The organism is Bacillus sp. FJAT-27986 (assembly GCF_001685035.1).
Lineage (GTDB): Bacteria > Bacillota > Bacilli > Bacillales > Pradoshiaceae > Pradoshia.
Genome location: NZ_MAYV01000017.1, coordinates 129,603 through 155,793, shown reverse-complemented (window position 1 = coordinate 155,793; position 26,191 = coordinate 129,603). Strand labels below are relative to the sequence as shown.

At 37.4% G+C, this 26,191-nt stretch carries 21 protein-coding genes and 1 pseudogene; 16 read left to right on the top strand and 6 right to left on the bottom strand.

Translation table 11 applies throughout. The features are described 5' to 3' along the window. Positions 1 to 133: 133 nt before the first annotated feature. Entirely contained in the window at positions 134 to 637 is a 504-nt protein-coding gene (locus A8L44_RS15235) for a DUF7878 domain-containing protein (RefSeq protein ID WP_066108243.1), read from the bottom strand. 154 nt (positions 638 to 791) lie between these two features. Here A8L44_RS15235 and A8L44_RS15230 point away from each other — a divergent pair, with 154 nt between their 5' ends. The 7 genes and pseudogenes from A8L44_RS15230 to A8L44_RS15195 all read left to right on the top strand — a co-directional run bounded on the left by A8L44_RS15230 (position 792) and on the right by A8L44_RS15195 (position 6,016). After that, entirely contained in the window at positions 792 to 1,361 is a 570-nt protein-coding gene (locus tag A8L44_RS15230; RefSeq protein ID WP_077248172.1) for a sigma factor regulator N-terminal domain-containing protein, read from the top strand. Further along, complete coding sequence (locus tag A8L44_RS15225) at positions 1,339 to 1,731, top strand: anti sigma factor C-terminal domain-containing protein (RefSeq protein ID WP_139063872.1); 393 nt, start codon at positions 1,339 to 1,341, stop codon at positions 1,729 to 1,731. Before A8L44_RS15230 ends, A8L44_RS15225 begins: the two co-directional genes overlap by 23 nt. A 172-nt stretch (positions 1,732 to 1,903) precedes the next feature. Next, positions 1,904 to 2,764 (top strand): annotated as a pseudogene (locus A8L44_RS15220) (AraC family transcriptional regulator). Positions 2,765 to 3,018: 254 nt separating this feature from the next. After that, complete coding sequence (locus tag A8L44_RS15215; protein WP_066108236.1) at positions 3,019 to 3,348, top strand: PadR family transcriptional regulator; 330 nt, start codon at positions 3,019 to 3,021, stop codon at positions 3,346 to 3,348. Positions 3,349 to 3,360: 12 nt separating this feature from the next. Further along, positions 3,361 to 4,113, top strand: a complete 753-nt coding sequence (locus A8L44_RS15210) for a DUF1129 family protein (protein ID WP_066108233.1) — start codon at positions 3,361 to 3,363, stop codon at positions 4,111 to 4,113. Between the two features lie 287 nt (positions 4,114 to 4,400). After that, positions 4,401 to 4,781, top strand: a complete 381-nt coding sequence (locus A8L44_RS15205; RefSeq protein ID WP_066108231.1) for an HIT family protein — start codon at positions 4,401 to 4,403, stop codon at positions 4,779 to 4,781. A 443-nt stretch (positions 4,782 to 5,224) separates the two neighbouring features. Beyond that, the gene (locus A8L44_RS15195; protein WP_066108226.1) at positions 5,225 to 6,016 is read left to right on the top strand and encodes an aminoglycoside phosphotransferase family protein; all 792 of its coding nucleotides are present in this window, start codon (positions 5,225 to 5,227) and stop codon (positions 6,014 to 6,016) included. Positions 6,017 to 6,761: 745 nt separating this feature from the next. On the opposite strand, the gene dhaK is transcribed toward A8L44_RS15195, so the two are convergent. Then, positions 6,762 to 8,519, bottom strand: coding sequence for a dihydroxyacetone kinase subunit DhaK (gene dhaK / locus A8L44_RS15190; protein WP_066108223.1), 1,758 nt, complete (start codon positions 8,517 to 8,519; stop codon positions 6,762 to 6,764). A 176-nt stretch (positions 8,520 to 8,695) separates the two neighbouring features. Between dhaK and dhaS the strand changes: the two genes are divergently transcribed. After that, positions 8,696 to 9,253, top strand: coding sequence for a dihydroxyacetone kinase transcriptional activator DhaS (dhaS, locus tag A8L44_RS15185; protein ID WP_066108222.1), 558 nt, complete (start codon positions 8,696 to 8,698; stop codon positions 9,251 to 9,253). Between the two features lie 19 nt (positions 9,254 to 9,272). Then, positions 9,273 to 10,271 (top strand): DhaKLM operon coactivator DhaQ, encoded by a 999-nt coding sequence (dhaQ, locus tag A8L44_RS15180; RefSeq protein ID WP_066108219.1) that lies wholly within the window; start codon positions 9,273 to 9,275, stop codon positions 10,269 to 10,271. Positions 10,272 to 10,430: 159 nt separating this feature from the next. On the opposite strand, the gene A8L44_RS15175 is transcribed toward dhaQ, so the two are convergent. Beyond that, on the bottom strand, positions 10,431 to 11,522 hold the full coding sequence (locus A8L44_RS15175; protein WP_066108216.1) for a GntR family transcriptional regulator: 1,092 nt from the start codon (positions 11,520 to 11,522) through the stop codon (positions 10,431 to 10,433). Between the two features lie 331 nt (positions 11,523 to 11,853). On the opposite strand from A8L44_RS15175, the gene A8L44_RS15170 reads away from it, so the two are divergent. From A8L44_RS15170 to A8L44_RS15145, 6 genes are all read left to right on the top strand, one after another. Beyond that, on the top strand, positions 11,854 to 13,464 hold the full coding sequence (locus A8L44_RS15170) for a xylulokinase (RefSeq protein ID WP_066108213.1): 1,611 nt from the start codon (positions 11,854 to 11,856) through the stop codon (positions 13,462 to 13,464). A gap of 22 nt (positions 13,465 to 13,486) precedes the next feature. Then, the gene (locus tag A8L44_RS15165; protein ID WP_066108210.1) at positions 13,487 to 14,182 is read left to right on the top strand and encodes an L-ribulose-5-phosphate 4-epimerase; all 696 of its coding nucleotides are present in this window, start codon (positions 13,487 to 13,489) and stop codon (positions 14,180 to 14,182) included. A gap of 33 nt (positions 14,183 to 14,215) precedes the next feature. Beyond that, positions 14,216 to 15,634, top strand: a complete 1,419-nt coding sequence (gene araA, locus A8L44_RS15160) for an L-arabinose isomerase (protein WP_066108207.1) — start codon at positions 14,216 to 14,218, stop codon at positions 15,632 to 15,634. A gap of 401 nt (positions 15,635 to 16,035) precedes the next feature. Next, on the top strand, positions 16,036 to 17,430 hold the full coding sequence (locus A8L44_RS15155) for a sugar porter family MFS transporter (RefSeq protein WP_066108204.1): 1,395 nt from the start codon (positions 16,036 to 16,038) through the stop codon (positions 17,428 to 17,430). 203 nt (positions 17,431 to 17,633) lie between these two features. Beyond that, positions 17,634 to 18,509 carry a hypothetical protein gene (locus A8L44_RS15150; RefSeq protein ID WP_066108201.1) on the top strand — a complete coding sequence of 292 codons (876 nt, stop codon included), beginning with the start codon at positions 17,634 to 17,636 and terminating at the stop codon, positions 18,507 to 18,509. Between the two features lie 237 nt (positions 18,510 to 18,746). Further along, positions 18,747 to 21,128 (top strand): polyprenyl synthetase family protein, encoded by a 2,382-nt coding sequence (locus A8L44_RS15145; RefSeq protein WP_066108199.1) that lies wholly within the window; start codon positions 18,747 to 18,749, stop codon positions 21,126 to 21,128. Between the two features lie 87 nt (positions 21,129 to 21,215). Here the strand turns inward: A8L44_RS15145 and A8L44_RS15140 are convergent, their stop codons facing one another. The 3 genes from A8L44_RS15140 to exaC form a co-directional block, all read right to left on the bottom strand. After that, positions 21,216 to 22,712, bottom strand: coding sequence for a peptide MFS transporter (locus A8L44_RS15140; protein ID WP_175354309.1), 1,497 nt, complete (start codon positions 22,710 to 22,712; stop codon positions 21,216 to 21,218). A 205-nt stretch (positions 22,713 to 22,917) separates the two neighbouring features. Beyond that, positions 22,918 to 23,286: a DUF779 domain-containing protein gene (locus tag A8L44_RS15135; protein WP_066108193.1), complete on the bottom strand. Its 369-nt coding sequence runs from the start codon at positions 23,284 to 23,286 to the stop codon at positions 22,918 to 22,920. A 16-nt stretch (positions 23,287 to 23,302) separates the two neighbouring features. Further along, positions 23,303 to 24,823 (bottom strand): acetaldehyde dehydrogenase ExaC, encoded by a 1,521-nt coding sequence (exaC, locus tag A8L44_RS15130; protein ID WP_066108192.1) that lies wholly within the window; start codon positions 24,821 to 24,823, stop codon positions 23,303 to 23,305. A gap of 420 nt (positions 24,824 to 25,243) precedes the next feature. Between exaC and rbsK the strand changes: the two genes are divergently transcribed. After that, positions 25,244 to 26,170 carry a ribokinase gene (gene rbsK / locus A8L44_RS15125; protein ID WP_066108189.1) on the top strand — a complete coding sequence of 309 codons (927 nt, stop codon included), beginning with the start codon at positions 25,244 to 25,246 and terminating at the stop codon, positions 26,168 to 26,170. Positions 26,171 to 26,191: the final 21 nt, after the last annotated feature.

Sequence of the window (26,191 nt, the reverse complement as noted above, 5' to 3'; positions counted from 1 at the left end):
CATTTGTTAATCGACCCAGTTTTCGTATAAATAATCTTTTATGAAAACTGGGTCTTTTTTTATTGAATCCGATTAGCAGATAGGTTTGTCTATTTAATATAATTTTTTGAACATGTCCTGCTACCTAAACCATTTACAAATTCCCCTTTAGCAAAAGCGGGTTTGAAATTTGGACAGGAATGTGTTTGATGAAATCTTTTAATCTTATATCAAAATAATCCTCTATATCCCGTTTTAGTATCTCTTCTAGTAGAATGAATTCCATTACAATATAGTCTAGATCGAAAACATTATATAGATCTTGTTCTGCCCAGATTGATTTCACTCTGGCCTTATTGGAAAAGGGGATTAATGACAGGATAGCTCCATTCTCATAGTCAGCATATTCAATCGTGTAATAATGGAATTCCGGTGTAGGATTCTTCTTCGTAATCTCTTCTTTCCATCTATACAATGCTTTATAGAATTCGAGTATAGCTAGTTCTGTTTCAAAGTATAATTCGTTGTTGATTTTTATTGTAAATGTGGCATCCACGGCTAATATGGCAGGCACATCCCTTTTATGCTTTTTTGAGATCATTTCTTTATCTACTACAAAATTGTATTCAAACTTTATTTTGTTTGAAATACTGTCCATGTCTTCGTCACCCTATCTCTATTCTAATTTTGTCTCTTCCTAAAATGCTGGAGGCTATTTTAGTTAAGCTATATATAATAGAATAGAAACTGATGAAGAAAATAGGGGAAAGTTAACTGATTCTGATATTGGCATAAAAAAACAACAACGAATTATGAAATTTGCAAAATGGAAGGCGAGATTTCAAACAGCACTTATGGCTATAGGTTTATTTCTTCTATTCTCATTCTTTTCTTCCATCCTAACTCTGATGTATTACTCGTTCGGGACTCCTGACCGACTAGAGAAATTACGTAATATCGTTGATTACAGTCTGACTGTAATGAATCCTTATGGTCATATGGATGGTACAAGTACGAGCACTTCTGCCTATTTTGGAATGACAGCCTCAAAAGATATAAATAAGGTTATTGGAGATGATACGATCAAAGTAGGTGAAATGGAAACTGATTTTTTCTTCTCAAGGATGTCATATCCCGAAGTTACCTATTTCAGCCCTATATCTATTAACAGTCCTGCTTTTATTTATCCGGGCTCAAGCCCACGAGGTTTTTCAGGGTGGGAACGATTAAAAAAGGTTCCGGAAGGGACGGTTGTTTCAGCCTATGTTTCATTTACTGATTTACTAGAGACAGAAGAGGTATTTTCATTATTCGAGACTAAGGATATGAGATTAATATGGCTTGCAGTGGATACTGGTTTTGAAAAGAAAGAGACCAAGTGAACCAACTTGGCATGAGGATGATATGATTATAGATTTTCGACAAGAGGAAAAAGCTTTTTTTGGAACTGAAATAGTTTCTGAGGGGTTTTCCTCACCGGAATATGAGGTAGGCGAAGGAGAACCACTGCATAAGCAATTCCGAAAAACACTGCAATTCCTGGAAAAATATGAAGGAAAAGCTGAAAAGTTTTATATGGGAGAGCTAAATCTATCAAAACGTATTCAATACATGGAGAAGCATGGTTATAAGCATTACGGGGCTGTTATTACAGGACCAACAAAAGAAGTATTAAAATTACAGGATGAAGGAAAAGTAAGTGAATTAGAAGTAGACGAAATAGAATTTTGGAATTGGGAAAGTGAACTCTGAAAATAGTTTGAGTAAAACTTTTGTTATGCGATATTCAGGCAGTTAAATAGAGATAGCTTAATGAACTAATTGGGTGCTCTTATTCTATTCTGGACTGTCATAAAAGAGCACGGATTAACCGGATTTGCTAAACTCATGTTGGTAGACTGAGTTTAGAAAGGAGAGTGCTTACATGGAGGGGCTTCAAAGGATGCTCGACAACATCGAGTATATAGAAGGTAATTTGGAACAGTATCTTTGTATGGAAGATATTGCTAAAATTGCGTGTATGTCAAAATTTCATTTCCAGCGGATGTTCAGCATGCTGACGGGATATACCGTAAGTGAATATATTAGGAATCGCCGTCTCACAGTTGCTGCGCAGGAACTGGTATATTCCAAGTCTAAGGTAATCGATGTTGCACTGAAATATGGCTATGAAACTCCGGAATCCTTTACAAAAGCATTCCGGAAAATTCATGGAATCAATCCGTCATCTGCAAAGAAAAATACTCAATCCTTGAAGGCTTATCCGAGGCTCTCTTTTCAAATTCAGTTAAAGGGTGATGTGGGAATGGATTATAAGATTGTCGAAAAGGAAGCATTTAAGGTTGTTGGGAAAAGCATACGCACGAGTACTAGTGGGGGAGAGAACAATCGGAAAATAGCCTCTTTCTGGGATGAATCTAATCAGAATGGATTCGCCGCTGTACTTGCTAAAAATAGTGGATCTCTTGGATTAATTGGAGTTTGTATGGACTTTGATAAACTACAAGAAAATCTAACTTACTTGATCGGGGCAGAGAAACATATAGAACATGTCCCAAATGATTGGTAAGAACGACAGATTCCGGCTGCTACCTGGGCTGTTTTTCCTGTTCATGGCGCTATGCCTGATGCCATGCCAAAGGTGTGGAATCGAATTTTCTCTGAATGGTTTCCGGCAACAGGCTATGAGCATTCGGGTGGACCTGAGATGGAGGTTTACTTAAGTGATGGAGATCCATCTTCTAAGGATTATTATTCAGAAATATGGATACCAATTAAAAAATAAATAGAAGGATAAGCTTATAAATTAATCGAGCGGATTCATTAAAGAAGCAATGTAGTGGGCTACATTGCTTCTTTCTATTTGAGAGATGGAGAGACTTGAATTTAATAGGGGATCTTGCCCTAGTGTTTTCTTTTTGACCTTCATATAAGAAAGATATTTGTAAGTAATTAACAATTATCTTGTATTGCAAGGTAGTGTGGTTTAAACTGGTAATATACCTTGCAATGCAAGATAAAAAGAGTGGTGGATTATAGATGTCGCAAACCCAGATGATGAAGGGTATATTGGATGGTTGCCTTTTGGCTATTATCAAAGGAAAAGAATGTTATGGATATGAGATGGCAGAACGTTTAAGTGAGTATGGATTTGAGACAATCAGCGAAGGTACCATTTATCCATTATTGCTCCGAATGCAACGGGAAGGACTTATTACGTCTGTTCGCCGGGATTCAATTGCTGGACCAAAGAGAAAATATTATTCATTAACAGATGAAGGACAGGTAGCTTTAGAAAATTTTCTGGTTAGATGGGGTTACCTTGAGAACAGCGTAAACGCGGTCATTAAAAAAGAAATTGAAGGATGAGGTGATGCAAAAGTGGAGCAACTTCAACTGTCTGATAAAAGTCAGAAGTTTATTGATGATTTAAAGATATACTTGTTTTCAAGTGGAAAAAATGATCAGGAGATTAATGATATTACGAAAGAACTTGAGGAGCATTTATATGAAGCCGAGCTAAATGGTAAATCTATTGATCAGATTATTGGATCTTCTCCTAAAGAGTATATGCAGAGTATCTCCAATGAAATGAGGACGGATTATAAAGCATGGGTAAAATATATACCCCTGATTATAGCTGGAGCAATGTCATTTTCGATTTTCGGAGATCTTTTGAAAGGTACATTAAGCTATAGTGTATTAAAAATCATTGGAACGGCTGTGTATTGTGTGCTCTTTTTTATCGGAGTAATGATTGCATTTCGCTATACAGCCAGGAATCAAGTGTCTAAAATTCGAGAGTTTTTAATATTATTAGCCCCTATTTTCATTAGTATGGTCGTCTTTATGGGTTTGCTTGTCGCTGATTCAATCTATCCTACACCAACCATTAACTTTGGTGTTTTAGGGAGTACAGTCATCGGCTTACTTTTTCTTTGCTTTATCGTTACATTCTCCATTTGGGCAAAAACCGCAATCCTGCCCGTTTTTTTAATTTCATTTCACTTACCGACCATCGTATTAGCTCGAACAACTTTAAATGAAGAATTGCAGTTAATTATGGGTTTAGCTATAACATATATATTGATCGGAATTTATTTATTTTATGAAGTGAGAAAAACAAAATCATAACAAAAGTTTTTTGGGGGTTATCCGGAACGTTAGTTTTACTGACTTTCTGGAGGACCCTTTCCTATCTTATTCAATTGATTTCCTATAACAAGCCGGTTAACTAGGAATGCAGGTTAGATTAAGAAGGATTTATATGTTTTAATCGAATTATTTAACCAAATTTTAAATTTGGAGGATTATATGACTGCCTTTGCGTTTTTGTTTATTCTAAAAATTGTTTTCTTAAAGGTTACTATAATAAGAGTAAAATAATATAAAATAAAACTGAAACTGAGGAGGTTATTGAAGTGAAAGAATGCCCATTTTGTAATCCTGAAACAATAGAACTGCAAGAAGTTGTTGTAAAAAATGAACATTGTATGTTTCTGCAAATGCCACAAGAAGTATTAGTCGGCTCAGGATTAATAGTTCCAATAAAACACCGTGAAACAGTGTTTGACTTAACAGAAGATGAATGGTTTGCAACCTATTCATTACTGCAAGAAGTGAAAGATCTCCTGGATGAAACATATCGACCTGATGGGTACAATATTGGTTGGAACTGCAATGCAATTGGAGGTCAACATATCATGCATTCTCACCTACATATTATTCCTCGATTTAGTGATGAACCCTATGCTGGCAAAGGACTTAGACACTGGCTGAAAAGTTTAGAAAATAAGAGATAATGGTAACTAATTCGAGCCTTACTTATCTAAAAAGTATAGGAGAGTTTTTATGAAGATTTACTGGTTATTAGTGTTTTTAATTTTTATCATTTGGTACAGAGTATCTCTACCATACGCCGAACCAAGTTGGTGGTCTATCTTTTCCTCGAGCCGTTCAACGCATACACCTATGATGGAGCAAGTTTCTTTAATTAAAGCAATTTTTATAGCACTTATATTTTTTGCTTTGGCATCTCCAGTGCGTCAAATAATCCAAAAACGTAAGTAGCCATGTTTATAATTCATATAGTAAGTGGAATTCTCACTTAAATTTTCAGGGCGTTGATCTTAGGAGGATTAATGCCTTTTCGTGTTGAATTTCTTATGGAGATAAAGAAGCAGGAATGTTAAACAATAGACAGAAACTAAACGGTGGCAAATTTATATTGAGGGGTATTTGTGAAATGTCAAAATACGAAAAAGAAGAAATTCTAACTGGAGGAAATGTCTCAACCGTATATCGTTTAGGAGATACCGTTCGAAGAGATTTAAAGCCAGACAGTACGAAAATTCACAAGCTATTAATACATTTAGAAAATAAAGGATTCACTTATGCACCTAAATTTTTTGGTATTGATGAAAAAGGTAGAGAGATTTTGTCATATATAGAAGGTGAAGCTGGTAATTATCCTTTAAAGGGATATATGTGGTCTGATGAAGTTTTAAAAGAAATAGCTCAGATGCTTAGTCTCTACCACGATTCAGTGAGTGATTTTTTAATTGAAGAAGATTGGAAGTCGATAGATAATACTCCGCAACCATTCGAGGTGCTTTGTCATAATGATTTCGCTATATATAACATTATCTTTAATCGTAAACGACCGGTAGGTATAATTGATTTTGATGTTGCTGGCCCTGGACCGAGACTCTGGGACATTGCCTATACCCTTTATACTTGTATTCCTTTAAGTAGAGCTTATCAATCTGAAACAGGTGAAGAAGTTATTTATAATTTCTTAGACCACGCTATGAAAATAAAACACAGAGTAAAATTGTTTTTTGAATCCTATGGAAAGGAAGTGGAAGAAGTTTTTTTAGAGATGGTATTGTTGCGATTACAAGGGCTATGTAAAACAATTGAAAGAAAAGCTAAAGAAGGCGATAGTAATTTTCAAAAAATGATAGATGAAGGACACCTTGAACATTATCAAAATGATATCAAGTTCATTAGTGAACACGGAAAAGAGTGGATGTAAAAGGGGAAAGGTTGGAATTGACAGGGGAAAGAGCAGAAGGCCAAGTTGACCAAAAGATGTCTTTCTATGTTGAATTTCTTATGGTATTAAAGGGACAAGTTAGCTAAGAAGGATTTATTGCGGATTTACAGAATGTTACAATTCGAAGTGAGATAGTCTTCAAAAAAATAAAAGGGAAAAAGGAAGTGATTGATATGTCCATCGGAATTCTTGCCCTTGTAACTATGACAATATGGATTATACAAATTAATGAGTTCAATAAACCTGAAGAAAAACAAGACAATAGAAAAACAATAGTCTTAACTTCCTGTGGGTGTTTGTTAACAACAGTTTTGACCGTCCATCTTTTTCAAAATTTCATCGCCTAAGGTAGTAGTTTTAAAAGCGTTTTAGCACATATATGGAGGTGTTATCGTTGAATGACGACAAAGATAAGCGTAACAAAAGTAAGATGACACCGAGGATGGTTGGAATAGAACCGTTTATGGAAGTCCAACAATAGGAGGAATAGTCGTAGTCAGTGCCATTGTTCTATACCTATTATTTAAATAATATTTATTAAAGATGTCTAAGTTGAACAAGGATGACCAAAAGTTGCTCCTTTTAATTTTCCTTGTTACCATTGTTCGAAAATAGCCCTATCAACTGAAGCTGCTTTATTATTCTATAAATAAAGAGCTGCAAAGTTTGCAGCCCCTTAGAGTGGTTAGGTTATAAGAATTGTATGGTTGGCAATCAATACTATTTATCTTAGGCTGCTGGAGAGCTCTGTGAAGATAACTCCAAGTCCATAAGCTCCAGCATCAGGATAACCCAGGCTTCTTTCTCCAACCGTACCAGCACGTCCCATGCGGGCGACGATTGTTTCTGTATATTTAGCGCCTTTAACTGCAGCAGCTGCCCCATTTTCAAAGGCAGTTTTAAAGTCTATTCCAGCTTTTGCGCACTCAGACCAAGAGTCAGCACATGGAACTAAAGCATCAATCAGAGTTTTGTCACCGACGACTGCACCTCTACCAAATGAACGTTCACCAGTTACTTGTATTCCTTCAACAGCTGCCTGTAGTAGGTTTGCAAACTCCTCGATCGTTAATTCATTTTTATCGCCTGCGGCTTTGCCGGCTGCACGGAATGCAGAACCCCAAATTGGACCGGACGCTCCACCGCAATATTCCATAATGACCATTGAGCATGCATCAAGGAATGCTCCAATAGTTAATGGTTCTTGGTTTAAGATAGAACTCCATTCTCGCTTCAATTGCTTGAATCCTTTAGCAACGCTCATACCAAAGTCTCCGTCACCGGCATGAGAGTCAAGCTCGCAGAATGGTATCTCATTACGGATAATGACTTCGCTCATTTTATCAATGAGATAGATGATGTTCTCTAAGGAAAGGACATCATCGTGGATTACAGCGTATTCCTCACTTGTCTCAGTATTGAATGAAACGCTTCTTTCTTCAATCTCATCAATAGGATCGGTATACTGAACACCCTCAACAGGTGCATCCACTTTAAATGCCGCAGCAGAACATTCGCTTGATAATAATGATTTCAGCTCATCATCAAGCTTCATAATTGTCAAGGATACTCCAGCCATATCAATACTTGTCATATAATTGCCGACAAAGGTTCTATAAACATGAATATTTCTGTTACTCATTTCTCTCATAACCGAATTGTTAAATAAATAGAGTTCTTGAAGTGGAGTACTTCCGAAGCCATTTACAAGAATAGCAATATCAGATGTTTCATCCCCATCTTGTCCAAAATCCTTTAGAAGATCATCTATCATTTGTTTAGCCAACTCATTTGCAGAAATCAATTTTTCTCTTCTGATTCCTGGTTCTCCATGAATGCCGACACCGTATTCGATTTCATCTTCTTCTAATTTGAATGTCGGAGTTCCTTTAGCTGGAACGGTACAGGATGTAAGAGCTGCCCCGATGCTTTTTACATTTTCTGCGGCTTTTTCTGCAATTGCTTTTACCTGCATAAGGTCTCTGCCTTCTTCGGCAGCTGCACCGGCAATTTTATGAACAAGTACAGTTCCTGCAACACCGCGGCGTCCTACAGAATACAGACTGTCTTCAACGGCTATATCGTCAGCTACTCGAACATATTCAACCTGGATACCATCCTCGATTGCTAAAGCGGCACCATTTTTAAAGTTCATGATGTCACCGCTGTAATTTTTAATAATCATCAGGACCCCTTTTTGACCGGCAGCTGCTTTGATTCCCTGATACACTTGTATTTGTGATGGCGAAGCAAACACATCCCCGCATACTGCAGCATCAAGCATACCTTTTCCGACAAAGCCCGCATGTGCAGGTTCATGCCCACTGCCTCCCCCGCTAATTAAGCTCACTTTGTTTTCATTTATTACTCGTTTCTTAATAATTTTATATTTCTTCAGAAACTCGAGTTCCGGATGTGCCATGATTAATCCATTAGCCATCTCCATTACGAGGTTCTCAGGTTTATTTATAATCTTCTTCATTTGTATTGCCTCCCGTTTCTATTAAAAATTGGTAGTCTTGCTAAATTTATTCATACTGTTAACAGTATAATGTAAGCGTTTTAAAGTAAACGGACAAATAACCGTATTTGTCAAAATAGCCGTAATTATATCATTTTTGTATAATTAAATTACAATTTTAATAGGGAAGGTAACCCATGACCTCATCGATTATCACACAAAAAATAATTGCAAAATCATTAAAAGATTTAATGGTAACTGAACCTTTTCATAAAATTTCAGTAAGCGACATTATGGTAAACTGTAAGATGCGAAGGCAAACATTTTACTACCATTTTCAAGATAAATATGAATTGCTTGGCTGGATTTATAAAGAAGAAACGAAGGAAAATATTACAGACTTTATTGGATATGAAAAGTGGGAGAACATCTTTCATTTGTTATTGGAATACTTCAGTCAGAATCGACGATTCTATCAAAATGCATTTAAAGTAGAAGAGCAAAATTCCTTTAACGAATACTTATATGAACACACAAAGAATTTGTATCTTGAGATTATTACTAACCGTTTGGACGGAAGCGGATTAAAGGTTTCTAATGAAAGGAAAGAATTAATGGCTTCTTTTTATAGCTATGGGTTTGTAGGGATAATCAAAGAGTGGATTGAGAAAGATTGCACTCTCGAATCTTCCACGATGTCATCCTTGATGAAATATATGATAAATGATCAATTACTGCCATTTCTGCAGGAGTGAGCAGCGAGAGGGAATAAGAATGAAAAAAATAATTAATGATGTTCAGCATGTTGTAAGAGACATGTTGGCTGGATTTTGTTTTGAACATAAAGAAAGGGTTTCTTATGAGCCCAAGCATGATATTGTTTATCGGAAAGATTTAAAAGATATAAGAGAGGAGGTAGTCATTATTAGCGGAGGCGGCAGCGGACACGAACCGGCTCATTATGGATATGTAGGGAAAGGAATGCTCTCCATTTCTGTTAATGGAGAAATTTTCACTCCGCCAACAACTGAGCAAATAGTAGCCGCCATTCGGATGATTGATAAAAATAAGCGTGTTTTACTCATCATCAAAAACTTTAAAGCGGATTTAGAGAGTTTCTTATTGGCTGAATCCATCGCCCAAAAAGAAGGCTGGACTGTTGATCATGTCATTGTAAGTGATGACGTCTCCATTGAAGACGACAATTCCTTCAATAAGCGGAAACGTGGTGTGGCTGGTACAGTGTTTGTCCATAAAATACTTGGAGCTGCTGCACGTGAGGGATATTCTCTAAACGAATTAACGGAAATTGGCCAGTCTGTCATCAGTCATTTACATACATTGGGAGTTGCGCTTTCACCGGTAACCCATCCTGAGACAGATAGAAGTTCATTTATACTACAGGATAATGAAGTGTTTTACGGTATCGGGATTCATGGTGAAGTAGGATACCGGAAAGAAGAATTTCATTCATCTGAGATTTTAGCCATAGAGCTTATGAATAAACTTAAAAGTATTTATCGTTGGAAAAAAGGAGATCAATTTGCCATTTTGGTGAATGGGTTAGGGGCTACACCGCTGATGGAACAGTATATCTTTACCAATGACATCCGACGTTTATGCGAGCTGGAAGGCTTGGATATTAGATTTGTGAAGGTTGGAAACCATTTAACTTCCTTAGATATGAAAGGTATTTCATTAAGCTTACTCAAAATAACGGATTCTGTTTGGGAAAAATGGTTAAAAGCAGAGGTGGAAGTAGCTAACTGGTAGTTAAGATTTGATTAGTGCACAGTCAAATACCATATATAGCAGAAATAGAGTAAAGCCCTGTTTATGCTCGGGTATCATAACGAGCATAAACAGGGCTTTTCTTTTTCATTAAGTAATTTAGTAGCACCATATGAAATAAAATATATTCATAACTATTGCTTAATGTATCTCTAAATCTTTTACTGTTTCTCCTTCAACTAACACTGGCTGATAGTAGGTTTCGTTTGGTAAATCTCGTTTTCCTTGTAATTTCTTAATAAGCCAATCAGCTGCATCACGTCCCATTTGTTCCTGTGGATGGGTTAATGTTGTCAGTGCAATATTAGCGTTTTTGGCAATATAGGAATTGTCCTGCCCAATTATTGATAATTTCTCTGGAATTGAAATATTAAGCTGTTTACACACATTTGCTACCTCTAAACCGACTTCATCGTTATAGCAAACAATCGCTGTTAATAGTCGAATGTTTTCCTCTAAAAATTTCTTCAAGCTAGCTGATAAATTGGGCTTTGTTTCTGTATCGAATGTAAGCACATGCTCAGGTCGAAATCCTAATTTGGCTTCTCCAAGCGCTTTTATATATCCCTTCATTCGATATTTTCCCTGTAGGTCATCTGATTTTGATATTAGCCCGATATGTGTATGTCCCTTCGAAATTAATTCCTTTGTTGCGAGATAACTGGACTGGACGTCATCAAGACAAAGAAAGGGAACACTTAATTCTTCATAATAAGCATTAATCATAATGAATGGAACCTCTTGTTCTTTAAATGACAGGTAATAAGAGATGTTTGGATTATATAGATTGCTTTTCGTAGGCTCTATGATCAAACCATCCACTCCAAATGACAGCATCATTTCCAAAGCTTTCTTTTCCTGTTCGACATCATTATTTGTACTGGCTAATAATAACGAATAATTCTCTTCATTTAATCTGCCTTCAATCCCTCGAATAATGGAGGGGAAAATATAATCAGAAATGTAGGTTGTAATGACTCCGATTGTTTTAGTGTTAGATTGACCGCCAGATTTTGCTTGATATTGGTTACTGACATAAGTGCCAGACCCTTTTTCACTTCTTAAAAATCCTTCGTTTGATAGTTCTAAAATAGCTTTACGAACAGTTTGTCGGCTCACTTCGTATTTTTCTTGGAGGGAAGCTTCAGTAGGGATTTGGTCACCAACTTTATAATCTCCCGAAAGAATCTTGCTTTTTATATCATCAATGATGACCTGATATTTTGGTTTCATTTATAGCTCACTTCCTTCATTGGTGCTCTTGCACTAATTGATTGATTCGAAATAGTTGTATGTACATATTTTACTTTGAATTAGTAAGAAATAAAATAAGCAATCTAATTCTATTTTATAAGTAACATCTTTCATTAGTTCTTTTAATAGTATACCCAATAAATGGTTTTGTGGGTCTTTGTTTGATTTGTACTAAAATCGAGAATGTTAAATTTGTGTGTACTAATTACATATTAGTTGACATTTGTACGTACAAATAAATATAATCAAGTTAACAAATAGAAAGCGTAATCATTCCGGATATTGAAACCGCTATCAGATGGGGGTTTATATGAGAAAGAACAAAGCAAACATACAAGAGGCAATTGCTAGGGGAGAGACTTCTCTTGGAATTGAATTTGGTTCTACACGTATCAAGGCAGTGTTAATTGATCATAATTTTGAAACGGTTGCATCTGGAAGCTATGAGTGGGAAAACCGCTTGGAGGATGGTTTTTGGACATACAGCCTAGTCGATATTATTACTGGACTACAAGCAGCGTATCGTGAGATGAAGCAAGAAGTTGAAAGAAACTATGGGATAACGATTCGGAAGATTGGTTCTATTGGAATCTCAGCCATGATGCACGGATATATGGCCTTTGATCATACAGGAGAATTACTTGTTCCGTTTCGTACTTGGCGTAACTCAACAACGAGTGCGGCAGCTAAAGAATTGACTGATACATTTAAATTCAATATCCCAGAACGATGGAGCGTTGCTCATCTTTATCAAGCTATCTTAAATGAAGAGAAACATTTGCCGCGTATTGATTATGTTACGACTTTAGCAGGTTATATCCACTGGTTACTGACTGGTAATAAAGCGATCGGTATTGGAGATGCTTCAGGTATGTTTCCAATCGATGAATCAACAAAGAATTATAATGAATCAATGGTTAAGCAATTTGATGAACTAATTTCCACGAAGGGTTGTCCTTTGAGCCTAGAGGAGATTCTTCCTAAAGTTTATCTTTCAGGAGAACAAGCTGGTGAATTGACTGAAGTTGGGGCAAAAATTCTTGATCAATCACAGAATTTACAACCAGGTATTCCGCTTTGTCCGCCGGAAGGTGATGCGGGTACAGGAATGGTTGCTACAAATAGTGTGAGAAAGCGTACTGGTAATATTTCAGTAGGAACATCAGTCTTTGCCATGATTGTACTGGAAAAAGAACTCTCAAAAGTGTATCCGGAAATTGATTTAGTAACAACACCTGATGGCAGTCCTGTAGCGATGGTTCATGCTAATAACTGCTCCAGTGATTTAAATGCCTGGCTGAAATTATTCCGTGAGTTCTCTGAAGCAATGGGCCAAAAGATAGAAACGGATCAATTATATGAAGTGATGCTGAATAAAGCTTTGGAGGCTGAACCGGATGCTGGCGGATTGCTAAGCTATGGCTATTTATCCGGTGAGAATATTACAGGATTAGATGAGGGGCGACCGCTATTCGTACGACCTCCTGGTAGTCAGTTTAATTTAGCAAACTTTATGCGAGCTCATCTTTTTACTGCATTTGGCGCATTAAAAATTGGAATGGACATTATGACTAAAGAAGAAAGTGTTGAAATTGACGGCATTTTGGCTCACGGCGGATTATTCAAAACACCTATTGTAGGTCAAAAAATCGTCGCAGCTGCCATTGATGCACCAGTATCCGTTATGGCAACAGCCGGAGAGGGCGGTGCGTGGGGGATGGCTATTCTGGCTTCTTACATGATGAACAAAAATGAGAAGGAATACTTGGAAGAATTCCTTGACCAAAAAGTCTTTTTCGAGGTTGATAGTCAAGAAATATATCCGGATCAGTTTGATGTTAAAGGTTTTGAGAAATTTATAGAGCGATATAAAAAAGGTCTTGTAATTGAGCAGGCAGCTGTCGATCATTTGATTTTATGAGTCCAAGTTTGGAGGGGTTCAAGTGTTAGAAAAGTTAAAAGAGGAAGTATTTGAAGCAAATTTAGAATTGCCCAAGCATGGACTCGTCAAATATACATGGGGAAATGTAAGTGCAATTGACCGTGATAGTGGCTTATTTGTTATCAAACCGAGCGGTGTTGATTATAAGACGATGAAGCCAAGTGATATGGTGGTTGTTGATTTGGATGGTCAGGTGGTTGAAGGGGAATTGAATCCTTCATCAGATACAGCAACTCATGCAGTACTTTACAAGCATTATTCAGAGATTGGCGGCATTGTGCATACGCACTCAACCTGGGCGACTATATGGGCTCAAGCAGGTTTAGATGTTCCGGCGATGGGAACTACTCATGCCGATACATTCTATGGTTCCATTCCATGTGCAAGGTTTTTAACTCAAGAGGAAGTTGACCGTGGGTACGAAGTGGAAACTGGAAAGGTCATTATCGAAACATTTGAACAACGTGGATTAGATATATTGGCAGTTCCCGGTATTTTACTTCATGGACACGGACCATTTACTTGGGGCAAAGATGCAAAATCAGCGGTTATGAACAGTGTGGTATTAGAAGAGGTCTCAAAAATGAATTTATTTACACGAGAACTAAATCATTTTGCTGAAGAATTGCCACAACGTATTTTAGATAAGCACTATCTACGTAAACATGGAAAAAATGCCTACTATGGGCAAAAATAATACAAACTATCAAACTACGAAAAGAGGATTATTATGTCTAAAGTAAAAGAGTTTTGGTTTGTCGTAGGTTCACAGCATCTATATGGGGAAGAAGCACTGGCGGAAGTCAAAGCACACGCACAAACGATGACGGATGCCTTAAATGAAAGCGGTATATTACCTTACCCGCTTGTATTGCAGGATTTAGCTGTAAGTGCAGATAAAATTACAAGCATTATGAAAGAAGTGAACTATCGTGATGAGGTTGCGGGCGTAATTACTTGGATGCATACCTTCTCACCAGCAAAAATGTGGATTCGCGGAACAAAATTATTACAAAAGCCATTGCTACATTTAGCAACGCAGTTTAACGAAAGTATTCCATGGGAAACCATTGATATGGACTTCATGAATCTGAATCAATCAGCTCATGGTGATCGTGAATATGGATTTATCAATGCGCGTTTGAAAAAGCAAAATAAAGTTGTAGTAGGTTACTGGAAACGTGCTGAAGTCCAAAAGCAAATAGCAGAATGGATGGATGTAGCGGTTGCTTATAACGAAAGCTTCAATATAAAAGTTGCTCGTTTTGGTGATAACATGCGTAATGTTGGAGTAACCGAAGGGGATAAGGTAGAGGCTCAAATTCAATTTGGATGGACTGTTGACTACTTTGGTATAGGCGATCTTGTTCAATATGTGAATGACGTTAAGGACGAAGAAGTGAACGATTTAATTGCTGAGTATGCGGAACTATATGAATTTGATTATGGCATATACAGCAAAGAAGATTGGGAAAAGAGCGTGAAGGTGCAAGCAAGCTATGAAATTGCCATTAAGCGTTTCCTTGATGATGGTGGTTACAATGCATTCACAACTAACTTTGAAGACTTATATGGCATGAAACAGCTTCCTGGCCTTGCAGTGCAACGTTTGATGGCCCAAGGATATGGATTTGCTGGTGAAGGGGATTGGAAGACTGCAGCCCTAGATCGCTTACTTAAAGTGATGAGCCATAACCAATCGACTGGATTTATGGAGGATTACACTTATGAACTAGCTGTTGGGCAAGAAGCTGCTCTTCAATCACATATGCTTGAAGTAGATCCAACATTAGCTTGCAACAAGCCAAAAATTGTCGTATCTCCATTAGGTATCGGTGATCGTGAAGATCCGGCTCGTTTAGTTTTCGATGGTAAGGCAGGAGATGGTGTTGTTGTTTCAATGGCTGACTTTGGTACACATTACAAGCTTTTGATTAATGAAGTTTCTGCTTTTGAGCCAACTGTTAAAGCACCTAATCTTCCAGTAGCACGTGTACTATGGGAAGTAAAGCCAAACTTCCAGGATGGGGTTAAAGCGTGGATTGAGAATGGCGGCGGTCACCATACAGTTGTTTCATTGAATCTGACAACAGATCAAATTATCACGTATGCAAAGCTTGTTGACTTAGATTATGTAGTTATTAGGTAATGGCTTTATCCTCCGAGGGGGCTTATGCTTTCTTGGAGGATAATAGATTATCCCAGAAGGTAGAATAAGATGCTTTTATTTGTAAGCGTGTTCTTTGTTTATATATATGAAAGCGTTTAAGATGAAGAAATAAAACTAAATGTTTTTGGATTCATTATATTTGATTCAAAAGTACCCTAATGCGTTATTCATTAAATTAAACAGAGCATCTCTATTATTAAATAGGCAACACCTACTATCATGTAAGACAAGCTATGAACGTAAATATTCTATTAAAAACTTACTGGTATTATAGCAATTTTGCAGGACTTGAAAACGCTTTTATATATGTTAAGGCTATTAATAGTCTTAGTGGTAGGATTTCTAGCAATATATTTTTGCACCTTGTGGAGGGAACATTCATGGTTAATGAAAAGAAAATATCAAGTCGCTTTATTTATTTCTTTGGAGCTTTTGCCGGCATTCTTTTTGGTTATGATATAGGTGTTATGACGGGAGCATTACCTTTTTTAGAAAGTGATTGGAGCCTCGAAGGAAGAGCTACCGCTATTGGTTGGATTACCTCTTCGGTAATGTTTGGAGCTATTTTTGGAGGTGTCGTAGCTGGTCAGCTGTCTGACCGTTTAGGACGACGTAAAATGATTTTAATATCTGCTGTCATTTTTGTTGTGGGATCCATATTGTCAGGCATAGCCCCCCATGATGGAATACTATTTTTGATTGTATCACGGATGTTTCTAGGACTAGCTGTTGGGGCTGCCTCTGCGTTGGTTCCAGCCTATATGTCGGAAATGGCGCCTGCAAAATTGCGCGGTCGTCTGTCAGGAATAAATCAAACCATGATCGTTTCTGGGATGTTGCTCTCATACATTGTTGATTATCTATTGAAAGACCTGCCAGAAACTATGGCATGGCGGATGATGCTTGGTTTGGCTGCAGTACCTGCTATCATCTTATTTTTTGGAATGTTAAAGTTACCTGAATCACCAAGATTTTTAATTAAGAATAATAAATTTGATGAAGCTCGTAAGGTATTGGGCTATATTCGTTCAAATAAAAAAGATATTGATGCTGAAATAAAACAAATTCAAGAAGCTGCAAAAGAAGAAAAAACGGTAAGTCAGAAAACGTCTTGGGGAACTCTCTTAAGTGGTAAATACCGTTACTTGGTCTTTGCGGGTGTAGGTGTAGCAGCTTTTCAACAATTCCAGGGTGCAAATGCCATCTTCTATTACATTCCTTTGATTGTGGAAAATGCTACGGGTCATGCAGCCAGTTCCGCGTTGATGTGGCCAATCATTCAGGGGATTATCCTCGTAATAGGTTCATTAGTATTCCTGGTCATTGCTGATAAATTTAAGCGCCGTACTTTATTAACAGTTGGCGGAACCATTATGGGACTCTCCTTTATTTTTCCTGCCATCTTAAACATACTAATTCCTAATGTGAATCCGATGATGATGGTTGTTTTTCTAAGTATCTATGTTGCGTTTTATTCATTCACATGGGCTCCTTTAACTTGGGTCATAGTTGGAGAAATATTCCCGCTAGCCATTCGCGGACGTGCGTCAGGATTAGCTTCATCATTTAACTGGATTGGTTCTTTCTTGGTCGGATTGCTTTTCCCAATCATGATTGCTTTTATGCCTCAAGAAGCTGTTTTTGCCATCTTCGGCGGTATTTGTTTACTGGGAGTCCTATTTATACGGACATGCGTTCCTGAAACTCGCGGTCGCAGTTTAGAGGATATAGAAAAAATTGGAGAAAGTAAACAAGCTAAGGCGAAAAGTGCATAGTAAGTAACATAATTAATTGCTAATCGAATTACAGCAAAGCTATACAGTAAGCTGTCCCTGATTTCTATACTGGAATCAGGGACTTTTTTATTCATTCATTTATCTGAAGTGCCTGTTTTACTTAAGAGGAATTCCAGTTTCATTGCTCCATCTCGATTTTTTCGCTATTATTTTACTATAACTCAATGAATACAGGTGAAGAAATGAAACCGAATGATGGAGTAAAAGAAGATAATTATAAAGTGTTCGCATTGCTAAGCAATTATTTAAATAAGGCGCCCGATTTTGTTGATGGGGAAGAGATAAAAGAGATTGTTCAGTTTGGAGTATCTTATGAGCATGCGTTTGCGGTCATTTTAGCGTCTGCTTTTGGATTGGATATTGTGGATAAGATGGATGATAAGAATCTATTCAACAATTACTTTAATGGAATGTTTTTTAAACTGGATGAAAAGGAATTTTACGAAAACACTTATTATAAGAATATCAAGATCCCAACGTTGAAGATTGGTAATAGTGAACTGAAATATGAAAAGTATAAACCGTTTGAGGGCTTTGTATGCAATGATATTGTCAAAACAAAAGAAGGCAGGCAAATCCCGCAAATTGGTTTTTTTGAAACAGAATTTGAGTATCCAGCTATTTTGGAAAACGGAAGAATATGGATGACAGTAACGCCTAATGAAATTGAAACCATGAAAGAACCGATTGAACAGGCGTTTGGAAATGTACTTACATATGGGTTGGGACTTGGCTATTATACCTATATGATTTCTGAAAAAGAAAATGTTGATAGCATCACGGTAGTCGAAATGAATGAAGACGTTATTAACTTGTTCCAAACGTATATATTGCCGCAATTCAAAAACCATCAAAAGATTAAGATCATTAAAGCTAATGCCTTTGAATATGCTCAAAAATCTATGGCAAAGGGTCAATTTGATTTTGTTTTTACGGATTTATGGCATGATGTTTCAGATGGGATTGATATGTATTTAAAAATGAAATTATTTGAAAAAAGATGTCCAAATACGATATTTACCTATTGGATTGAAAAATCAATTAAATGTTATTTATAAAACATGCATGAGAAATCCTCTTTCAAAGTTTGAAGGGGGATTTTTATAGTTAGTAAAGGTATGTTTTCCTGACGAGTATATAAATAAGTCGTTGGTCAGGGGCGATAATCGTTCAGTGAGAAATAGGTCAAAAATACCACATTGTTTATTTTAGCTTTATGCTTATAAAGATGGTACTTTTGTATTAAGTGAGTAGGAAATTGTATAACCAAAAGAAAACAAGAGGTAGTTGAACTTATGAATGAGAAGGTCATAAATAATAGTGATAAATGTTATGTATTGGCTGAAGAGAAGGCTGAAAAGTATTTTGAATCCTTGCGTGCGCAGGTGATTGAAAAGAGCTATATCGATGCATTAACGAAAGATATTCAATCGTGGAAGCAGAATCATATTCGTCATCGATCCTTAGCTTCCCTTTTTGCTCATAAAAATAAAAAAACAACAAATAAGGAGTATCATCAGTATATAAGCTGGTTGAATAAGAGAGGGAAACTGGAGCAGTATCTTCATCGAAGTATTTCATATATCTATCTGAGAGATTTGGGCAAAGCCTTGGACAAGCCTGAAACACAAACTAAAATCAAACAAGTCGTGGATACGCTCATCTCTCAAATAGTTACAGATAAATTTGAAGAAGCTAGTGAGTTTGATTTGTTTAGTACACACGGTTTGTACAGATGGGGTCAAAAGGAGAATATCGAGTCAACAATCATCTGGCTATTCGACAAGCTAAGAATCGTGTCATCCTCTATACCGAATGGAATGGATGCCGAAAATGCCCAACGTAAATTAATCAAAATCATAGGTGGAGTTATGATGCACGTTAGGGAAGAGATGGGCTCTGATATTTCCCCGGAGGAACGGGCACAGAAACTTGATGAAGCCATTCGGCTAGGATATTCCTATGGTCTGACCTATCCTTTTATAGATGATTTACTAGATGCAAATGTTTTATCCGATGAGGAGAAAAAGCAGTTTTCAACTATCATTAGAATGACGCTTATAAATGGGACAGTCCCAGAAATAGACGAGTGGTCTGGTAAAAATGAAGAACTTATCCGGTTTATTCATTCAGAACTGAAGGAAGCATTCGAGTATATTAAAGGTTGCCAAAGCCCTGAAAATTCCAGGATATTTTTCGACCAGGCGTATGTGTTTTTTCATTCACAGGAAGTAGACCGAGTTAAAGAGTTAACAAATGAACATTACACCAATGAAGATTTGTTTATTCCAATCATATTAAAATCATCATCTTCACGATTGATCGTTCGTTCTGTTATTAGTGCACCAGAGGATGAAGGGTTTAACAAACGCACGTTTTACTATGGAATATACAATCAATTGGCAGATGACTTTGCGGATTTATTTGATGATATGGATGCAGGAGCGGTCACTCCATATACGTATTATCTAACCTATCATGATAAGCGTCCTGACCTTATTAACCCATTCGAATTATATTGGACGGTTATTTTCAACTTGATTCATCATGTATATGATTCTGATCCACATGCTTGTGAGGTCATACTAGATCGAGCAATTAATGGCCTAAAAAGAAATAAAGAACGATTAGGTACTAAGCAGTATGATGAATTGATGAATTTATTAACAGCAAATATGCCGACATTTAATCGCCTTATCCAAACGATGGTTCAGAAAGCAGATGATGTGGATTTCTTTGATAAATTGCTCCGAGATCATATCCTTTCCAATCTGAGAAAGGATCGTCAAGAGGAAAGCGAATTTGCTAACACAATAAAGAGCATTCGTCAGGAGATTAATCAATATCTGCCTATTAATCAACTAGAATCTACACTTTTGACGAATGATCCAATCATTGATGCGGCAAATTACAGTCTTGAAGGTGATGGAAAGAGGCTAAGGCCAATCGTGACCTGGATGATGGGAGTCAGGGAGTATGGGCTGGATTCTACAGCGATTGTGCCGCTTCTTAAATCCCTGGAATATATGCATACGGCATCTCTTATTCTCGATGATCTGCCATCTCAGGATAATGCGCCTATTCGAAGAGGCCGTGCTACCTTGCATACGGTCCATAATACAGGAATAGCAGAAATAACTTCAGTATATCTTATTCAGAATGCTATGAAGGAACAAGCATCACTGAAACAGTTTGATGCTGCGTCTGTTCTACAGTTAATTCGATATTCATCCCAGGTAGCCATGGATATGTGCAGAGGGCAGGCAATGGACTTGGAATCGAAAGGGAAAATGCTGACTTTAGAGGAATTAAACACGCTTTCCTTCTACAAAACAGGAATCGCATTTGAGGCATCACTCATTATGCCTGCCATTCTTGCTCAAGTAGGGGAATCCGAGATAGAGAAGTTAAAAAAATTCGCCCATCATGCCGGAATCGCATTTCAAATTAAAGATGACTTGCTTGATCTGGAGGGGGATGACCTTTTACTTGGAAAACCAGTCGGACAGGACAAAGAGAATAATAATTCTACATTTGTATCAGTTCTTGGCAGGGAGGGTGCTCGTAAAGTAATGTGGGATCATTACTGCTATGCTATGGAAGCTATTGTACAGATTTCACCGAAGAGTTCATTTTTAAAGCACTTATTGAATTATATGGTGAACAGAGAGCGCTAAAGTGATTGTCTGTTCGCTGCCTGATAGCAGAGAACATTCAGAACATAAAGATGCCCCCGGTTTTAAAACCAGGGGCATCTTTTTTCCTTATTTAACGCCTCTCATGTATTTTTGGATGGTTGGTGAGATGAAGTAAATAATAATTGAACATAGAATTGCGAATCCACCAATTAATCCAAAATACAGGAGTTCCGTTTCCGTACTATAAAGTTTTACAAGCTGTGCATTTATAGCCTGTGCAACTGCGCTTGCGAGGAACCATAGGCTCATCGTTTGAGCGGAGAATGCAGCAGGTGCCAATTTAGTTGTAGCAGATAAACCAACAGGAGATAGACAAAGCTCTCCAAGTGTGACGATTAGGTAGCTCAATATGAGCCAATAAGGACTAACAAGTGAGTCACCGCCACTTAAGTATCCTGGTACAAGCATCACAATGAATGATAGACCTGCTAATAGCAAGCCAATTGAAAATTTTCTGGAAGTTGAAGGCTGTCTATCCCCAAGCTTCATCCATAACCAAGCTGCAACTGGTGCAAAGATGATCACGAAGAGGGCAGGCATTGCCTGTAGCACACCAGGTGCGATTTTAAAGCCTAACAATGTTAAATTAGTCCGTTCTAAAGCATAAATATTCAGTAAATTAGAGCCTTGTTCATAAATAGCCCAGAAGATAACTGCTGACAGGAATAATGGAATATAGGCAAGTAATCTTGATTGTTCTTCTGCAGTTGTTTTAGAGCTTTTGTACATCCAAACAAAGTAAACGACTGGTATAATAACTGCCAAAATAGTTACGAGTAAAACAAATCGATCAATGGTTAGCCAACCGATTGTAATCAGAGCATAGAAAAGGACAATTAATAGAGCAATTGTTACCCCAAAATAAAGAGCAAATTTCTTTTTGCCTTCAGGGCTTAATGGATTAGGTGGCTGTGTTCCAATGGTGCCCAGATTTTTCTTTTTCGTAATAACAAATACGATTAATCCAAGAAACATACCTACAGCAGCAGCTGAAAAACCTGCATGGTAGCTATCGTAATGCCCGCGTAATCCTTCTACAACAAATGGAGCTATAAAAGCACCTAAATTAATCCCCATATAGAAGATACTGAATCCTGAGTCCCGGCGATTGTCGGCCTTTGTATATAAGTCACCAACAACACTGGAAATGTTCGGTTTTAGCAATCCGGTACCAATGATAATTAAGAACATACTGGCAAAAAAGGCTTCAGCCCCGAGCGGTAATGCCAGAACAACATGACCAAGCATAATAAAAACTCCACCGTAGAATACGGTTCTGCTTGTCCCAAGTAAACGGTCTGCAACCCATCCACCGATAATACCTGATAGATAGACTAAAGATCCATAGATTGCAGCAATTGACATGGCTGTGGTTTGATCAAACCCCAGTCCGCCCTTGCTAACTTCAGCGTATAAGTAGAGGACCAGGATGGCCCGCATTCCATAATACGAAAAACGTTCCCAAAACTCTGTGAAAAATAATGTGAAAAGTCCTTTAGGGTGTCCGAAAAAACCTGTGTTCGGAATGCCTGGAACACCCGACTGTTTGTTTAATTTAACCAAAAATTCTCTCTCCTTTAGCATGATGTAGTACAATATACCATTTTATTTTAGATTAACTAAAAAATCAAAATTGAGAGACTATAATTTTGTTTATTTAATAGAAATATGTCGAAAAATGTTAGATTATGTGTGATAAATAAAGAAGAATAAATAATGTTTAATAGAAAATGCCCCAAAGTTATTGATAACTTTGGGGCATTTTTATTTAGGCTTCTATTTGATTTTTTAGTTTTGCATATTCTTCATCAGAGAATACTCGTGATTTCGTAATGAAATGACAATCTTCTATACTATCAAGTGAAAAGGCTGCTCCTCTTCCATCAGTAGCATCTAGGATCAATTGAGTATGTTTCCAGTACTCATATTGCATCTTATGGATATAAAACGGTGCTCCTCCAATGGAACCGAGGTATACATCAGAATCCCCCGTTTTAAAATCATCTTCCTTATAACACATGGGAGCAGATCCATCACAGCAGCCTCCGGATTGGTAAAACATAATAGAGCCGTGAGTTCTTTTTAATGAATCTATTAATTGAAGTGCCTCTTCGGTTGCTACGACACGTTCTACCATTTTAGAGTCACTCCTTTTAGAAGAAACCTTGAGCATTTTTATCATAGCTTACTAACAAACATTTTGTTTGTTGGTAATGATCTAACATCATAGCATGGTTTTCACGGCCGATACCGGATAATTTGTAACCGCCGAAAGCAGCACCTGCTGGATATTGATGATATGTGTTTGTCCATACACGACCAGCTTGTATCGCACGGCCGGCACGGTAAGCAAGATCTCCACTGCGGGACCATACACCGGCACCTAATCCGTACAAGGTATCATTTGCAATTTCCATTGCTTCGTCAAAATCTTTGAAAGTCGTTACACTAAGAACTGGACCAAAGATTTCTTCCTGGAATATACGCATTTTGTTATGACCTTTGAAAACAGTCGGTTTAATATAGTTACCATTTTTAAGGTCTTCACCAAGGTCATTTTCTTCTCCGCCAATTAAACATTCAGCACCTTCTTCTTTGCCGAGTTTAATGTAGGATAAGATTTTTTCTTTTTGTTCATTTGAAGCCTGTGCGCCCATCATAACTTCTGTGTCAAGTGGGTTGCCAATCTTAATAGCTTTCACACGCTCTAATGCACGTTCCATAAATTTATCATAGATTGATTCCTGGATTAATGCACGGGAAGGGCATGTGCAAATTTCACCGGAGTTTAGAGCAAACATCACTAAGCCTTCGATTGCTTTATTTAAAAATTCATCATCTTTGTCTATTACATCTTCAAAGAATACGTTAGGTGATTTACCGCCAAGCTCCAATGTGACAGGAATAATGTTTTCAGTAGCATATTGCATTATTTGGCGTCCCACTGCTGTAGAACCAGTAAAGGCAATCTTCGCAATACGTGGATTTGTTGCAAGTGGTTTTCCTACTTCAATACCAAAACCATTTACGATGTTCAGAACACCCGCTGGGAGTATATCCTGAATTAACTCAACAAGAACCATAATGGATGCAGGAGTTTGTTCAGCTGGTTTTAATACGATGCAGTTACCTGCTGCTAATGCCGGGGCAATCTTCCAGACAGCCATTAGAATTGGGAAATTCCAAGGAATGATTTGACCAACAACACCAAGTGGTTCTTGGAAGTGGTAAGCTACTGTATCATTATCTAATTGAGTAGTTCTTCCTTCTTGTGTACGAATGGCACTTGCGAAATAACGGAAGTGATCAATTGCCAAAGGAACATCAGCATTCAATGTTTCACGTACTGCTTTCCCGTTATCCCAAGTCTCAGCTACAGCGAGCATTTCCAGGTTTTCTTCTAAACGATCTGCAATTTTATTTAAAATACGTGCACGTTCAGCAGTAGAAGTTTTCCCCCAAGCTTCTTTTGCTGCATGTGCCGCATCTAATGCTAATTCAATATCTTCAGCAGAAGAACGAGCAGCCTTTGTAAAAACTTCTCCGGTTACCGGAGATTTATTTTCAAAGTATTGACCTTTAACAGGTGCGACCCATTTTCCGCCGATAAAGTTATCGTATTTCTCTTTGAAATGCACAACTGCGCCTTCTGTATTTGGATTTGCATAAATCATGTTGATATCTCCCCTATGTTCGTATTGAAAACTCTTAAATATAAAGTTTTGATGCCACTTTGGAATAAAAATACACCAGTGAAGCGTTTTCTATACTATTATTTGTCTAATTTAATAAAATTTCAAATAATATGACTGTGAATATAGGAGAAATATGATGTATAAGTGTAGTATAGAAATAGGAAAAAAATGTGTCTTCCATTACTCGTTACTAGATAGATAAATTTTGCAGGTTATCTATTACATCTAAAGAGAATTATTCACCCATGAATGGAACAAGAGATTGGAGACAGGCTGTTTAATTTTACTAACAGCAACCAACAGATACGGGCGCTCTTATTCTGCCGAAATGCAGCGCTGCAAAAAAAAAATGATCTATATTTAATTCAGTCGGCAAGAGAAAAATAAGGTGGTAATAGCATGGATATTGCGGTGATAGGATCCAATATGGTCGATCTAATTTCCTATATTGATAGAATGCCAGAAGAGGGAGAAACACTTGAAGCACCTAGCTTTTCAATGGGGTGTGGAGGAAAAGGGGCCAACCAGGCAGTGGCAGCTGCAAAACTGGGCTCCAAGGTCATGATGGTTACGAAGGTAGGCGATGACATTTTTGCAGATAACACCATTCAAAATCTTAAACGCTATGGAATTGATACAGAATTTACGAATAAGGTCCCCGGAAGCAGCAGCGGGGTCGCACCAATCTTTGTAGATTCGGATTCCAAAAATCGTATTTTAATCATTAAAGGGGCCAATCAGTACCTTTTACCTGAGGATGTCGATAAAGCGGCCGAAAAGCTCAAGATATGTTCTTTAATTATTCTTCAGTTAGAAATCGCGCTCGAAACCGTTTATCGGGCGATAGAATTTGGGAACGAGCATGGGATTCCTGTTATTCTGAATCCTGCTCCTGCTACCAAAAATTTGGATTTCAATTATGTATGCAAATGTGACTTTTTTGTTCCCAATGAAAGTGAACTGGATATCTTGACTGGCATGCCTGTTTCAACGATTGAGCAAATTAAAGCTGCTGCAGTCAGCCTGATAGATAAAGGAGTTAAAAATGTTATCGTGACGATGGGAAGCCGAGGCGTGATGTGGATAACCGATAGAGGAACGCAAATCGTTGATTCATTCAAGGTTGATGCTGTAGACACAACGGGGGCCGGAGACGCATTCATCGGCTGTTTCGCCTATAATTATATTCAGAATGGGGATATTGTCCAATCGATAAAAATGGCTAATGCCTTTGCAGCATTAAGTGTCACAAAACGTGGTACACAGAATTCTTATCCAAGTATGGATGAAGTTAAGTTGTTTTTAAGCAAAAGAATTGAAGCGTAAGCAGGATTTTAATTAAAACTT